This is a genomic window from Klebsiella sp. F11, from assembly GCF_056712265.1.
Genome location: NZ_CM160060.1, coordinates 1,913,291 through 1,928,139, shown reverse-complemented (window position 1 = coordinate 1,928,139; position 14,849 = coordinate 1,913,291). Strand labels below are relative to the sequence as shown.

The following is a 14,849-nucleotide window of genomic DNA, read 5'->3' as shown; positions in this document are numbered from 1 at the left end:
CTTATTTATTTTTAGTTAGTTTGAGATATATTTCATGTACCGCAGGCGGCAATAACTCCGGATGCATCACTTGCATTTCGGTCTGTGAAAGTATTGTAGCTTCCGCTTGATACTGACTATGCGGTAATGGGTTCATACGACGATACAGACGGTACGCCGGTTGATAGAGCCCAAGTTTATGCAACAGATTAACCGCACTGTTTTTTATTTTCGGATGCTTGCGCAATATTGAAAATATCCCACGCAACATGCGCTTAATCAAATGCTTACATCTTTGTATAAATCCATACTGTCGCAGCAGGTGGATTTGCAGACCGGCATAACGATACCACTTCGTCATTCTCCATGAACGACTACGATGAATCTTATCAATTTCATGCCTCAGCTGGTGATTCTCATTACTTAAATGATGAATTTCCCGGTTCGCAGCGGCTAGCTGCTGCTGCAGTTCCACAATTTCAGGAGGTTGCTGTGGTTCCGGCGCCTCTTTTTCCTTTTGCTGCGCGGCCTGCTGCAACAAACCATTCAACCGATCGACGTGTTCGGCTAACCAGCGAAGTTCTTCATCATGTACTGAAAAAGCGGCCGTCGTATCGTTCAATACGCTCAGGTCATGCTGCAATTGCGACGTCTCAAGCTCCAGCGCGTCAATCTGCGCACTCAGCTTCGTGCTATGTTCGTTTTCGATACGCAGGCGGGTTTGAGCTTCCAGCAGCACCGTCTCCTGGGCCGCGATCCATTGCTCCACTGCACTCATATTTTGTCCCACATCGGGAAGTTTATCTTTCTCTTTGAACAGCTTCAGCAGTAGAACAAAATTCCACGATGCTACTGGCGTCTGCCATACGGCATACAGCCAGTTAGACCATGGCTTTGGCAAATTAAACGGGTGCGCTGGCGCGGATCGCCACAAACCATTCCAGGTACGGTTTTCTCCAAATAGTTCATTAACGAAAATAAAGAATGACTGAATGATATTAACCGGCCAGCTACAATCCTGAGGAGCGCTGACGATCGAGCCGAAATCGATCAGCAGGGCCTGCCGGTCTTGATCAACCATGACATTCCATAAACGGATGTCGTCATGCCAGAGCCCCTGCTTCTCCATCTTCGCCAGCGCTTCTAGTAAGGAGAGCAAAATCTGTTCCCGGTCAACCGTTTCGCCGGCTGCCAGAATATCACTCAATAACCGACCAGGCAGTTTTTCCATCACCAGCCAACCTGACTGGTCATCCGTGCCGTGCGCCAACAGCTTTGGCGTCTTAAGGCCACGTGGAGGATGCGCTAATAAAGTCGCTTCGTTGTGAAGCTCCTCTTTATTCCTCTGGCTCTCCTCTTCGGTGAGCAAACCTGCCGGCATGTCGTAATAGAATAATTTACAGACAAAATCATCACCGAAATAGTAGCGGCGGCTCCTTTTATGAGCGAAGCCCGCTCCGGCATAAGGCTGATCCTGCCAGCTCTGGAAAGGCTGATTAAAGTCCCCCAACATTACCCGCTGGTTACTTATGACATACATCGGACGGGGCACTGGCGAGAGATGGGTATCGAACTGACCAATTAATCGATAAAACGCACATTGTTCGATTAATTCACGCGGGTCCGCTGGCTGAGAGTTTCCCCAGTATAACGGTTCTTCCTTTACTGCCAGCTCAAGAATTAACGCCTGGGTATGGCTCGCCAGACGTTGCAAAAGACGCTTGACCTCGGGCACACCATGCAGATGAACAATATGATGGAAGACGCTTAAACCAATGGCGAAATCGAACTGATTGTCTTCCAGCGCAGCGATAACTTCTTCAATACGTCCAACCTGAAATTGCGCATCAAATTCTGGATTTTCTTCGGCCAAGGCCCGGCATACGTTGATATTTTCCTGTTGGAAATCAATACCCAGAACGCTCGCACCTTTACTGGCGAGGCTAAGGCTGAAAAATCCCTGCGCACACCCAAGGTCCAGAATCCGTAACGGGCGTCCCAATTCACGAGATAAGTTATCATACTGCTCGCCGATCAACAAAAGGCGCTCATTGCAATCCCGTGCAGCATCGCCATCCCATTCGGGATGGCCGAAAATCGTCTGATATATTTCAGGTAATTCGCTAACTAGTTTATTTAAGTTAGTAGTCATGGAATAATTTTTCTCAACTTCATTGGTAGCTGTTGAACGTTGACTTAAGATCGATGACACCCCAAAAATCCATGCTCTTAGTCACATGTAGAATAATGGAGTCGTAGCGACGGTCAAGCGGCGTCATATCAGTCTGCGGACTACCGGCCGAAATGCCAAACGAAAGCAAATAATCGCCACTGTTTAAATCTACGGGTAAACTGAATTTGAATACACGCACATCACCACGAGAGACAGAAATATTCTCCCGACCTTCAGAGGCCAGAAAAGAATTGGTGCCATAAAGGAAAAGACCGTCCAGAGTTTTAATTAGAATCCCCGGTACCACGCAGTCAAAATCGTATTCGAAGACGACCTTCATTAAAAAATCGGTTTGCTGGTTACCGGTAAGAGATGGCGGAAAATCGACACCTGCGCTCTGAATATGGTAATCAATGATTTTTGCCCCTCCCTGCCCCCAGCGGTACTCTTCTGGACGGTAGCCCGGACGGGTGTGGTAAGTGTCAGCAATCTCATCCAGCGACATCCCCGTCTCACTCGCACTACGCTGCGATTGCTTATCGCTCTTAGCCGCAGCGTTTTTACCCGGCTTACCGAACAGTTCGTCCAGATATCGATTAGTGACATCTCTGGCGGTACCATCCATGCAAATATCGCCATCTTTTAGGAAGATTGCGCGATCGCAATGTTTGACAATATCTCCGGCACTATGAGAAACCAGAAGCAGCGTTGTTCCCTGCTTTTTAAACTCGGCTATGCGCGCATAGCATTTTGCCTGAAATCGGGAGTCCCCCACTGATAATGCTTCATCAACAATCAGAATATCCGGGCGAGAAGCGGTCGCAACGGCAAAGGCCAGGCGCATTTGCATCCCGCTGGAATAAATACGTACCGGTTCATCAATATAGTCGCCAATATCGGCAAAAGCCTCGATCTCTGGCATTAAACGCTCAATTTCTTCGCGATTCAGCCCCATCATCAACGCGGACATAAACACGTTTTGCCGACCGGTGAAATCAGGATGGAAACCCATTCCTAACTCCAGTAACGCGGCAACCCGGCCTTCGATATGGATCTCACCTTTTGTCGGCTGCGTGGTCCCCGTGAGAAGCTTCAGCAATGTACTTTTGCCCGCGCCGTTAACCCCCACGATCCCTACCGATTCCCCAGGTTCCACGGAAAAGCTAATATCTTTCAGGACCCATTTTTTACTATGCCGGGGTTTATCCCCCGGCAGAAGCTTTTCAATTACCCGATTCCATTTTGAAGAATAGGATTTATACGCCTTGCCGACGTTCTGAACTTTTATGCTCATTCTTAAATCTCGTCCACGATATCAGCTGCATGTTTTTTAAACAGACGCCAGGCGAATAAAAATAAAAGGAGGGAGACGATAGCCACCGGCAGAAGCGCCATCCAGTTAGGGCTTTCGTGGTACAGCATGACATTCTGGTAAGCACCAATGATCGTTGCCATCGGATTGTAAGCTAACAGCCCAGAAACCCATTCCGGTAGCGTTTTTGATACATAAACAATCGGAGTAAACCAGAACCAAAATTGTAGAAGAATATTAACAAACTGCCCTACGTCACGCACAAAGACATTTAATACTCCGAGAATAATCCCCAAACCCAGTGTAAAAAGCATTTGTATCATCAACACCGGAATTATTTCGAAAAATATCCAGCCGGGGAAGTTATTGGTAATAACCAGGAAAACAACAAACAAACCAAAAATAATAAGAAAATTAATGAAAGCAGAAGCAGTAATGATAATCGGTAAGCAAATACGTGGAAAACTGAGTTTCTTAAGTATATTGGCGTTGGTTAAAAACACATTCACCAGATTATTCAGCGTCTCAGTAAATAGCCCCCAGGTCAACACTCCTGAGCAGAGATAAATACTATAAGCGAAAGGCCCATCCATCCCAGCCAGACGGGCACGCATCAGCTCAGAAAAAATTAATGTATAAACAGAAATCATGGCAACAGGTTGTAGGATCAACCATGCTGCACCTAAGAAACTCGTTTGATAACGGGACTGAAAGTCCCGTTTTACGCTGTCAATAATAAAGCCACGGTAGCGATAAATCGCAGATAACATCGGACTCAAAGCGATTCCTCTTTCAGCAAGCTCAGCAGCTCAGTTGTTTTCTCTTTCATCAGCGCAGGGTCGCCTTTTGACTCCACGTTCAGACGAACCACCGGCTCGGTATTCGAGCTGCGCAGATTAAAACGCCACTCAGGATATTCAATACTGATGCCGTCCGTTGTATCGACAACTGCGGCCGCTGGCTCATAACGTTCGCGTATGCGCGCAATCGCCTCCGCCGCATGGTTCAGCTTGCGGTTAATCTCTCCCGATGCCGGGAACGCCGCCTGACGATCCGCCACCAGCGCTTTCAGCGACGTGTTTTTTAGGCACAGCAGTTCGGCCACCAGCAGCCACGGGATCATCCCGCTGTCGCAGTAGGCAAAATCACGGAAGTAGTGGTGTGCGCTCATCTCCCCACCATAGATCGCATCTTCCTGGCGCATCCGCTCTTTAATAAAGGCATGCCCGGTTTTGGACATGACTGGCGTACCGCCGCTGCGGGTGACAATATCCACCGTGTTCCACGTCAGGCGCGGGTCATGGATGATTTTGGCGCCCGGCTGTTTCTGCAGGAACGCCTCCGCCAGCAGACCGACGATGTAATATCCCTCGATAAACTCCGCTTCATCATCGAACATAAAGCAGCGGTCAAAGTCGCCGTCAAACGCGATGCCCATATCGGCCTGATGCTGACGAACGGCATCCGCGGTGTCCTGACGGCACTCCGGCAACAGCGGGTTCGGAATACCGTTCGGGAAATTACCGTCAGGCTGGTGATGCACCTTGATGAGGCTCACCGGCGCGCCTGCCGCGATAAAGCGTTTTTCGATTTCATCAATGACGTGACCCGCCGCCCCGTTACCGGAGTTCACCACTAGCTTCAGAGGACGGACAAAATTCGCCAGGCTGACGTAGCCCATCAGGTGGTCCACATATTCCTGCAGGACGGACACCTGACGCAGCGTCCCACGCCGGTCGGCATCCACGGGCGGGAACTGATTTTCTTCCGCCAGGCGCTGGATATCCCGCAGGCCGGTGTCACCGCTGATGGGCTTCGCGTTCTCGCGGACCAGCTTCATGCCGTTATAGTTCATCGGATTATGGCTGGCCGTGACCTCAATTCCCCCGTCAACGCTCAGATGGAAGGTGGCAAAATAAATCTCTTCCGTCCCGCTCAGGCCGATATCCAGCACATCCGTCCCCGCATCCATAAGGCCCCGGGCCAGCGCCAGCTTCAGGGATTCGCTGGTCAGGCGAACATCGCCGCCCACCACAATCCGTTCTGGCTTCAGGAATTCCCCATAAGCGCGCCCGATACGGTAGGCAATATCTTCGTTCAGCTCTTCGCCCAGTTCGCCACGAATATCGTAGGATTTAAAACATTTAAGCAGTGTCATTCTGAATCTATGTCCTGAAAAATTAGCAACGACCGTACTGGTCCTTAATACGGATAATATCGTCTTCACCCAGATAAGAGCCGGACTGAATCTCCAGCACTTCCAGCGGAATGCGCCCGGGGTTCTCCAGACAGTGCTCGGCGCCAATTGGGATGAAGGTGGACTGATTTTCCGTCAACAGGAACTGTTTTCCGTTGACGGTCACCTGACCTGTACCGGAAAGGATAACCCAGTGTTCAGCCCGGTGGTGGTGCATCTGCATGGAAAACGCGCCTCCAGGCTTAACCGTAATCCGGTTCACATTGAAACGCGGCGTTTGTACCACCACGTCACAGCGCCCCCAGGGACGGTAGATTTCACGGTGACGCTTGTATTCGCTGCGCTGATTTTGTTTCAGAAACTCCACCACTTTCTTCACGTCCTGTGAGTGGTCCTTATTCATGACCAGCACGGCATCTTTGGTACTGACGATAACCAGGTTCTCAACACCTATTGCCGCCACCAGTTTTTCGTCACTGTTGATATAGCAGTTTTGGCTGTTATGTATCCATGCATCCCCACTCAGGACGTTACCCTGCTCATCCTTGGGACTCACCTCCCACAATGCGGACCAGGAGCCGACATCGCTCCAGTCGGCATCCAAGCCCACGACCACCGCATCAGCCGTTTTTTCCATGACCGCATAATCGACAGATTCGTCCGGACAGCTGCTGAAAATGTCGTGTGGAATGCTGACAAAATCGTTGCCGTCGTCCGCATTGCGGACCGCTTCGGTACATGCCGCAAGGATATCCGGACGGAATTTTTCTAACTCAGAAAGATACTTTTTAGCCCGGAACATAAACATGCCGCTGTTCCAGTAATATTCACCGGAGGCAAGGTATGCCTCTGCGCGCTCACGATCGGGTTTTTCAACAAACCGCGCCACCTGATAAGGCGTGTGCTCGTCTTCGGTCAACGCCTCACCGCGCTGAATATACCCATACCCCGTTTCCGGCGTGCTCGGCACGATCCCGAATGTGACAAGATGATCGGCCAGCGCATATTGTTCAGCGATGCCAATGGCTTTATGGAAAATTGCCTGATTATTAATAATGTGATCGGCAGCAAGAACCAGCATCAGCGGGTCATCACCATTTTGCGTCGCCTGTAGTGCCGCAAGAGCAATAGCCGGCGCCGTATTGCGGCCAACCGGCTCAAGGATGATATTTTTCGACAGCTTGTCCAGCTGTCGCAGCTGCTCAGCCACCAGAAAACGGTGCTCTTCGTTACAAATAACCATGGGCTCATAGGTGTCCAGCCCTGAGAGGCGAGAGATAGTTTCCTGCAACATAGAGTGCTGCCCGTACAGCCGCAAAAACTGCTTTGGATACAGCTCGCGGGACATCGGCCACAGTCTGCTACCTGTGCCGCCAGCCATAATTACAGGAAGTAACATATTAAAATCCTTAAATAAATAATCACTTTATGTGCAATCAAATAACCAACTACTACCACTGACATTTCACCGTTTGATGGACACGCTACCGCCCTTGGCTATCGCAACCAAAGCGCGTAACGCTGCCGTGTTGTATCCATGAGTCTTAGTGTCGCCACCAGCAGCATATAGCCATCATCTAATGCTCGATCATCGCCAACAGAAAGCTCACACAACCTAAAGCAGCCAAGTTGGCCCTATGCAAAAAACTAAAAACAAAGGTATATCATCAGACATAGCTCTGTTTTCAAACGAGCGGCCAACGGAGCAAACGGACGGCACAAGGTCGCTACTTTCCCCTTTTTACCACCCCCTATCCATAAGGACTTTCTCATTTACCCTGCCTGTTACATCGCGGTAAGCGTTGAGTCTGAAGGTGTTTAACAGGATGTTGCCACGCCGACAGTCTTTCAGGATAAGAGTGATACATCAAAGGTCATAGAGCAGATGGACAGCAATAAAAAACCTTCAAAACCTACCTTCTGCTATAGCGGATTAAGCGGTCTCTTTTTAACACAACTCGCTTAATCATTTTACGCCCTCATCAATTGCCTCTTCACAATAATACATCAATGCCATACATGAATTAGCTATGTATTATAGCTCTGGTCGGTGAGAATAAAAATGAAAAAACATGATAACTCTGTCATGGCAAAATTACACATGACTAGATATTATTTGAGCAATCAAAGAAAAACCCGCAACTGGTTGATAACAAAGAATTAATCACAATGTTCATTGAAAAACAATATAGTATTTATGAATAATCTTTAGGAAATGTTCGGAAAAAACATAATCAGAAACAATACTGGCAAGAGCCTTCTCTCCCCTTAATTGGCTACTTCCTGAGCCATCATCATCTTAATCCTCATAGACACCATCACAGACTATTATTGTGCTAACAATTCACAGTTGATAATGATTATTATTTACGCAGGGTTAGAAACAATTACGTTCATTAATAGTATGATCTCTGAACGCTAAAAAGCATTTCCCCTCACCTTGGTGCTGTACAACGGTAAAGCAGATGACCCCTACGGCAAGCCAGTGTAAAATCAACCATTATATACAGCGGGAAACAACAAACCCGGAGGATGAACATGAAGTTTTTAGTCACTGGAGCCGCAGGGTTTATCGGTTTCCATACCTGCAGGCGCCTTCTGGAGGCGGGTCATCAAGTTGTTGGTATCGACAACATGAATGATTACTATGACGTCAATCTTAAGCAGGCGCGCCTGGATTTACTGCAATCCCCTCTGTTCAGCTTTCACAAAATCGATCTGGCCGATCGTGAAAGCATGGCTCAGCTCTTCGCGAGTGAAAAGTTTGCTCGCGTGATCCACCTAGCTGCCCAGGCCGGCGTGCGTTATTCGCTGGAAAATCCGCATGCATATGCCGATGCCAACGTGATTGGTTATCTGAATATTCTGGAAGGTTGCCGCCATCATAAGGTACAGCACCTGCTGTATGCCTCTTCCAGTTCAGTCTATGGTCTGAACCGCAAAATGCCTTTCTCAACGGACGATTCGGTCGACCATCCGGTCTCCCTGTATGCGGCAACCAAAAAAGCTAACGAACTGATGGCGCATACCTATTCCCATCTTTATGGCATCCCGACCACCGGGTTACGCTTCTTCACCGTATATGGTCCGTGGGGACGCCCGGACATGGCGCTATTTAAATTTACCAAAGCGATGCTGGAAGGTAAGAGCATTGATGTCTACAACTACGGAAAAATGAAGCGTGATTTCACCTACGTTGACGATATTGTGGAAGCCATTGTACGCGTCCAGGACGTTATCCCGCAGCCGAACCCAGAGTGGAGCGTCGAGAATGGCTCTCCGGCAGACAGCTCGGCTCCATATCGGGTTTACAATATCGGTAACAGCTCTCCGGTTGAGCTGATGGATTACATCACCGCCCTGGAAGAGGCGTTGGGAATGATCGCTGAGAAAAACATGATGCCTATCCAGCCGGGGGATGTGCTTGAAACCAGCGCGGATACGAAGCCGCTGTACGAGCTGGTAGGCTTCAAGCCGCAGACTACCGTCAAAGAAGGCGTGCAGAATTTTGTCGACTGGTATAAAGCCTACTACAAGGCATAATCGCGCAATCAGTTTCTCAACCGCAGCGGCATAAGCTGCGGTTCTCTTGTCGAGTATCGCTCCTCCCCTCTGGCACCTAACCTTGTTCACTGATGCGAAAAGTTCATATCTCATCAACCACAGAGACCTTACTCCTCTTCGAAGAGAAGTGCGCTTGCTTCTTTATGGCAGACTAAGAGCCTATCCCAAAAGGAATTATCGTATAATACGTTACGGTAATTTCTGAGGGGGAATGTATGGCGGGTAGCAAGTGGCAGATCAGCGACGAACTATGGGAAAAAATGGCTCCACTCATCCCGGAGCATAAAACCAGCCACCCACTGGGGACTCATCGTAGACGCGTTGATAACCGTGCTGCCATGGATGCCATATTCTTCGTCCTCAGGACCGGTTGCCAGTGGAACGCCCTGAACGCCACCGGGATATGTTCATCGAGTTCTGCACACCGACGCTTCCAGGAATGGCGCGATGCGGGAGTCTTCGAACGCTTCTGGCAGAACGGTTTGCTTGCCTGCGAACATCTGGACGGCATTGACTGGTCCTGGCTGTCGATGGACGGCTGTATGACCAAATCGCCATTGTCAGGAACAAAAAAACAGGCCGTAATCCCACGGACAGAGGGAAACAAGGCGTAAAGCGTAGCCTGCTGACAGACGCCAACGGGCTTCCTCTGTCGCTGGTTGTTGCAGCAGCGAACACGCACGATATCAAACTGGTTGCAGATACGCTCGATGCACTTCAGACGGGGCGTCCGGGGCAAAAACTCAGACTCTGCCTGGACAAAGGTTACGAAGCTGGCTGGCTGAAAACGTATCTACAGAGCCGCCGCTACGAGCCGCATATCCAGTCCCGTAAAGAGGAGTCTGATGCAGGTAAAAACACCGACTTCAAAGCCCATCGCTGGGTTGTCGAGAGGACTCATAGCTGGATGAATCGCTTTCGCCGGGTTCTGACCCGATGGGAAAAGAAGGCCGAAAATTACGAGGCCATGTTGCATTTTGCCTGCGGCATCATTGTCTGGAACAAAATCCTATTGGGATAGGCTCTAAAATTGTAACTTTCACCTAAAAAGCCAAAGCTTAAGCCAATTTTCTTTTGAACGTATAGTTTCTTATTCTCCATAAAAAACACAATTACCGCATAGGAATTTCCCTTGAAAAAGCTATGTTATTACGATAAAGATAGTTTCTATCAGTCTTTTAATTTCAAGCTAATAATTTACTTCCGTTACTTTCGCTCTGGTAGATCTTATGGAAAACCTGCTTTTCTTGGTCGTTGCTGCCATACTGCTCGCTGTTTCTGTTTATTCTTTAATTTCTTATTTAAAGGATAGAAAAAGAACGAGGTTAACGTTTAATAAACGTCAATAGCACTCACAATGTCAGTAAAATGATAACCGAACTAAAATTTAAAAAAGTAACCGTGCCGTTTTGTTTTCGGTATGGGCTCTATGGCTAATTAATCTAAAAACTCAGTCAGTAATATACCAAACTCATCAGGCTACAAAAATAACAAAAGCCTGCATTGCAGGCTTCGTTTTACCTTCCGGCGCTTATCTCCAGCATCTACATCACAGTGACGGTAGCTCTTCACAAGGTAGATACAACATATCCGACCTGTTCGGACGGTGCAATGGATGGAGTACTAGATTACGGGCTACATCACAATTTTATTTGTGGTAGGGACAGTAGAGGAAGAGACAAGAAGGGTTTAAGAGAGATAGTTAAAACAGACCGGCGGCAGGTACCGCCAGTCATTGTCAGCGAAATGCTAGTCGTTGCCGAACAAATCGCGGGTATAAACCTTATCAGCAACGTCAGCAAGTTCTTCTGCCATACGGTTAGACACGATGACATCAGCTTCATGCTTGAAAGCTTCCAGATCGCGAACTACTCGAGAGTTAAAGAACTCATCTTCCTGCATGACGGGTTCGTAAATAATAACCGGAATACCTTTGGCTTTAATACGCTTCATAATGCCCTGGATAGAGGACGCACGGAAGTTGTCTGAGCCACTCTTCATTATCAGACGGTAAATGCCAACCACCTTCGGCTTACGCGCAAGAATAGAATCTGCAATAAAGTCTTTACGGGTGCGGTTAGCATCAACGATAGCGCCAATGATGTTGTTCGGTACCGATTCATAGTTTGCAAGCAACTGTTTGGTATCTTTTGGCAAGCAGTAGCCGCCATAGCCAAACGAAGGATTGTTATAGTGGTTCCCAATGCGCGGATCCAGGCACACACCTTCAATGATCTGCTTGCTGTTAAGACCCTGGCTCTCAGCATAGCTGTCCAACTCATTAAAATAGGCAACGCGAAGCGCAAGATAGGTGTTAGCAAACAGTTTAATCGCTTCGGCTTCAGTTGAATCAGTAAACAGCGTTGGGATGTCCTGTTTAATCGCTCCTTCTTTTAGGAGATTGGCAAATCGTTCAGCACGTCCGGAACGCTCACCAATAACGATACGGGACGGGTGCAGGTTGTCATACAACGCACGGCCTTCGCGCAGGAACTCTGGAGAGAAAATAACGTTATCAATCCCGAGACGCTCTTTAACATCACGGATAAAACCAACAGGAACGGTCGATTTAACAATCATAACCGCAGCAGGGTTAATCTCTGCGACATCACGAATGACGGCTTCAACGGTAGATGTATTGAAATAGTTCGTTTTTGGATCGTAGTCAGTCGGGGTAGCGATAATGACATAGTCAGCATTACGATAAGCGTCCTGCTTGTCAGTTGTCGCACGAAAATTCAACGGCTTTTCGGCCAGATATTCCTGGATTTCTTTGTCGACAATCGGAGAAATCTTCTGGTTAAGCATATCTACTTTGGACTGAACGATATCAAGCGCGACCACTTCGTGGTTTTGCGCAATCAGGATGCCGTTCGATAAACCAACATAACCGGTACCGGAAATAGTAATTTTCATTCGATCACACTTTAATCAGTTAACTGGACAATGGCAATTTGCCACCCTGGTAATCAACACTTGTGGCGGTTTTACTCTCCGACTGACTGTATGTCAAGACAGACATTTTTTGAGAGCAAACAGAATAGCGTTAAGGAGGAAACGGATAATCACAATAAGAGTGTTCGGGTTGAAAGAAGTTTATAGAAAAACCCCGGCTATTAATTAACCGGGGTTTGATTAGTCTAATAAACTGTGATTATTCCATCCACTCGGTATGGAATACGCCGTCTTTATCGGTACGCTTATAAGTATGTGCACCAAAATAATCACGTTGAGCCTGAATCAGGTTAGCCGGCAGAACTGCAGAGCGATAGCTGTCGTAATATGCGATAGCAGCAGAGAAAGTTGGTACCGGAATACCATTCTGCACCGCATAAGCAACTACATCTCGCAACGCCTGCTGGTATTCATCCGCAATCTGTTTGAAGTACGGTGCCAGTAACAGGTTAGCAATCCCTGCATTTTCTTCGTAACCATCAGTAATTTTCTGCAGGAACTGTGCACGAATAATGCAACCCGCACGGAAGATTTTAGCAATCTCACCGTAGTTCAGGTCCCAGCTGTATTCATTAGATGCAGCACGCAGTTGAGAGAAGCCCTGCGCGTAGGAAACAATTTTACCCAGATAAAGAGCACGACGCACTTTCTCGATAAATTCTGCTTTATCACTAGCCGGTTGCGCCTGAGGACCAGTCAACACTTTAGAAGCGGCAACACGCTGATCTTTCAGAGAAGAGATGTAGCGAGCGAATACTGACTCAGTGATCAGGGACAGAGGTTCACCCAGATCCAGAGAACTCTGGCTAGTCCATTTACCGGTACCTTTGTTAGCCGCTTCATCAAGAATCACGTCAACCAGGTATTTACCTTCGTCATCTTTTTTAGTGAAGATGTCTTTAGTGATATCTATCAGGTAGCTGCTTAACTCACCTTTATTCCACTCAGTGAAGGTTGTAGCCAGTTCTTCATTCGACAGCGCAAGGCCGCCTTTCAGCAAAGCGTACGCTTCTGCAATGAGCTGCATATCACCGTATTCAATGCCGTTATGAACCATTTTCACATAGTGGCCCGCACCATCAGCACCAATATAGGCTACACAAGGTTCGCCGTCTTCCGCTCGGGCGGCGATCTGCTCAAGGATTGGCGCTACCAGCTCATAGGCCTCTTTCTGACCGCCGGGCATAATAGATGGCCCCTTAAGTGCGCCCTCTTCTCCACCAGAAACACCTGTACCAATGAAGTTAAAACCATCAGCAGACAGTTCACGATTGCGGCGGATGGTGTCCTGGAAGAAAGTGTTACCACCATCAATGATGATGTCGCCTTTATCCAGATACGGCTTGAGAGAGTCTATCGCACTATCCGTACCAGCACCCGCTTTCACCATTAACAGAATGCGGCGCGGAGTTTCGAGGGATTCAACAAACTCTTTAACGGTATAATGTGGGACCAGTTTCTTGCCAGGGTTCTCGGCAATTACTTCCTCAGTCTTTTCACGGGAGCGGTTGAAAACGGAGACGGTATAACCACGGCTTTCGATGTTGAGCGCAAGGTTGCGCCCCATCACTGCCATACCGACAACCCCGATCTGTTGCTTGGACATTACATACTCCTGTCTGGTGTGGTCACTGCGACACGTTCGCAGTCTAAATGTGATGATTATGTTAGCTCAAAGCCTACTAAGGCGCATAGCGTAAATCTGCATGTGTGAAAGTTCATTAATCTTCAACAGAAAATCGCCGCAACGGCTTACCACATAAAAAATTAAATTTCAACAAATAAAATCACAAAATCAAAGGGCGTTTAGTATATTCTTAACAGCCAGTTTCCAGTCAGATGCCTTGATACCTATACTTTCAATTTTAGACGTATCTAAACTTGAATATGCTGGCCGCTTTGCAGGTGTTGGATATTGGGATGTTGCTATCGATTTTAATTCTGGAACTTTAGGTATTCGATCTTGAGCCAAGGCTTCGTTAAGAATAAATTCAGCAAATTCGAACCAAGAAACCTCTGTATCACCACAAAAATGATAAAGCCCTCCATTTGCATCAAACTTAATTAGTTCGACTATAGCGGAGGCGATATCACCAGCGTATGTAGGGCAGCCTCTTTGATCACCAACAATTCCTAGGCTCTCGCGTTCAGTTGCTAACCTTAACATAGTTTTCAGGAAATTATTACCAAACTCACTAAAAACCCAAGCGGTACGGATAATTAGAGCTTCCGGTAAAATTGTAGAAACCGCGACCTCTCCATCAAGCTTAGATTTACCATAGACACCTAATGGATTTGTGGGTGAGGTCTCTTTGTAGCGGGTTGTAGCATTACCATCAAACACATAGTCAGTTGAAACATGAATAAAGCGGCAATTATTCACTGCAGCCGCATATGCAAGATTTTCTGGCCCGGTTTTGTTAACAAGGATAGCTAATTCAACATCCACCTCTGCTTTATCTACAGCAGTATAAGCAGCTGCGTTAACGATTACATCTGGTTTAAATGACGAGACTACTTCTAACACTTGACTTTTTTTAGTAATATCAAGGCTATCCGAATCAGTAACATGCAAGGTCCATTCTTTAGGTACTACATTCTGGAAACTTGAACCTAATTGCCCCTTACCGCCAACAAGCATTACTTTCATAAACACCTCTACTCCACCA

General features: G+C 47.6%; 11 protein-coding genes. 3 read left to right on the top strand and 8 right to left on the bottom strand.

What is annotated here, in order from left to right:
- Position 1: 1 nt before the first annotated feature.
- From AC1M2H_RS09525 to AC1M2H_RS09505, 5 genes are read right to left on the bottom strand one after another with little or no spacing between them, the layout of a single operon-like run.
- Complete coding sequence (locus AC1M2H_RS09525) at positions 2-2,131, bottom strand: class I SAM-dependent methyltransferase (protein ID WP_480151889.1); 2,130 nt, start codon at positions 2,129-2,131, stop codon at positions 2-4.
- Between the two features lie 19 nt (positions 2,132-2,150).
- A complete protein-coding gene (locus tag AC1M2H_RS09520) occupies positions 2,151-3,446 on the bottom strand; it encodes an ABC transporter ATP-binding protein (protein WP_480151184.1) in 1,296 nt (431 codons plus the stop codon).
- A 2-nt stretch (positions 3,447-3,448) separates the two neighbouring features.
- Complete coding sequence (locus AC1M2H_RS09515; protein WP_480151183.1) at positions 3,449-4,234, bottom strand: ABC transporter permease; 786 nt, start codon at positions 4,232-4,234, stop codon at positions 3,449-3,451.
- Between the two features lie 5 nt (positions 4,235-4,239).
- Positions 4,240-5,622: an O9 family phosphomannomutase RfbK gene (gene rfbK, locus AC1M2H_RS09510; protein WP_480151182.1), complete on the bottom strand. Its 1,383-nt coding sequence runs from the start codon at positions 5,620-5,622 to the stop codon at positions 4,240-4,242.
- 22 nt (positions 5,623-5,644) lie between these two features.
- Positions 5,645-7,060 carry a mannose-1-phosphate guanylyltransferase/mannose-6-phosphate isomerase gene (locus AC1M2H_RS09505; protein WP_480151181.1) on the bottom strand — a complete coding sequence of 472 codons (1,416 nt, stop codon included), beginning with the start codon at positions 7,058-7,060 and terminating at the stop codon, positions 5,645-5,647.
- Positions 7,061-8,199: 1,139 nt separating this feature from the next.
- Here AC1M2H_RS09505 and AC1M2H_RS09500 point away from each other — a divergent pair.
- The 3 genes from AC1M2H_RS09500 to AC1M2H_RS09490 all read left to right on the top strand — a co-directional run bounded on the left by AC1M2H_RS09500 (position 8,200) and on the right by AC1M2H_RS09490 (position 10,574).
- Positions 8,200-9,204 (top strand): NAD-dependent epimerase, encoded by a 1,005-nt coding sequence (locus AC1M2H_RS09500; RefSeq protein ID WP_480151888.1) that lies wholly within the window; start codon positions 8,200-8,202, stop codon positions 9,202-9,204.
- Positions 9,205-9,440: 236 nt separating this feature from the next.
- Positions 9,441-10,246 (top strand): IS5 family transposase gene (locus AC1M2H_RS09495; RefSeq protein ID WP_480147878.1). Its coding sequence is split into 2 segments (ribosomal slippage): positions 9,441-9,791 and positions 9,794-10,246, totalling 804 coding nucleotides; the frame shifts between segments, so codons are not numbered across the junction.
- Positions 10,247-10,454: 208 nt separating this feature from the next.
- Positions 10,455-10,574, top strand: coding sequence for a small membrane protein (locus AC1M2H_RS09490; RefSeq protein ID WP_480151180.1), 120 nt, complete (start codon positions 10,455-10,457; stop codon positions 10,572-10,574).
- Between the two features lie 400 nt (positions 10,575-10,974).
- Here AC1M2H_RS09490 and ugd read toward each other — a convergent pair whose 3' ends face one another.
- The 3 genes from ugd to rfbD form a co-directional block, all read right to left on the bottom strand.
- Positions 10,975-12,141: a UDP-glucose 6-dehydrogenase gene (ugd, locus tag AC1M2H_RS09485; protein WP_480151179.1), complete on the bottom strand. Its 1,167-nt coding sequence runs from the start codon at positions 12,139-12,141 to the stop codon at positions 10,975-10,977.
- Between the two features lie 238 nt (positions 12,142-12,379).
- A complete protein-coding gene (gndA, locus tag AC1M2H_RS09480) occupies positions 12,380-13,786 on the bottom strand; it encodes an NADP-dependent phosphogluconate dehydrogenase (protein WP_480151178.1) in 1,407 nt (468 codons plus the stop codon).
- Between the two features lie 189 nt (positions 13,787-13,975).
- The gene (gene rfbD / locus AC1M2H_RS09475; RefSeq protein WP_480151177.1) at positions 13,976-14,830 is read right to left on the bottom strand and encodes a dTDP-4-dehydrorhamnose reductase; all 855 of its coding nucleotides are present in this window, start codon (positions 14,828-14,830) and stop codon (positions 13,976-13,978) included.
- Positions 14,831-14,849: the final 19 nt, after the last annotated feature.

Excerpts from the sequence above, each read along its gene's own strand:
- AC1M2H_RS09525 (WP_480151889.1), bottom strand. The coding sequence starts at position 2,131 with ATGACTACTAACTTAAATAAACTAGTTAGCGAATTACCTGAAATATAT.
- AC1M2H_RS09520 (WP_480151184.1), bottom strand. The coding sequence starts at position 3,446 with ATGAGCATAAAAGTTCAGAACGTCGGCAAGGCGTATAAATCCTATTCT.
- AC1M2H_RS09515 (WP_480151183.1), bottom strand. The coding sequence starts at position 4,234 with ATGTTATCTGCGATTTATCGCTACCGTGGCTTTATTATTGACAGCGTA.
- rfbK (WP_480151182.1), bottom strand. The coding sequence starts at position 5,622 with ATGACACTGCTTAAATGTTTTAAATCCTACGATATTCGTGGCGAACTG.
- AC1M2H_RS09505 (WP_480151181.1), bottom strand. The coding sequence starts at position 7,060 with ATGTTACTTCCTGTAATTATGGCTGGCGGCACAGGTAGCAGACTGTGG.
- AC1M2H_RS09500 (WP_480151888.1), top strand. The coding sequence starts at position 8,200 with ATGAAGTTTTTAGTCACTGGAGCCGCAGGGTTTATCGGTTTCCATACC.
- AC1M2H_RS09490 (WP_480151180.1), top strand. The coding sequence starts at position 10,455 with ATGGAAAACCTGCTTTTCTTGGTCGTTGCTGCCATACTGCTCGCTGTT.
- ugd (WP_480151179.1), bottom strand. The coding sequence starts at position 12,141 with ATGAAAATTACTATTTCCGGTACCGGTTATGTTGGTTTATCGAACGGC.
- gndA (WP_480151178.1), bottom strand. The coding sequence starts at position 13,786 with ATGTCCAAGCAACAGATCGGGGTTGTCGGTATGGCAGTGATGGGGCGC.
- rfbD (WP_480151177.1), bottom strand. The coding sequence starts at position 14,830 with ATGAAAGTAATGCTTGTTGGCGGTAAGGGGCAATTAGGTTCAAGTTTC.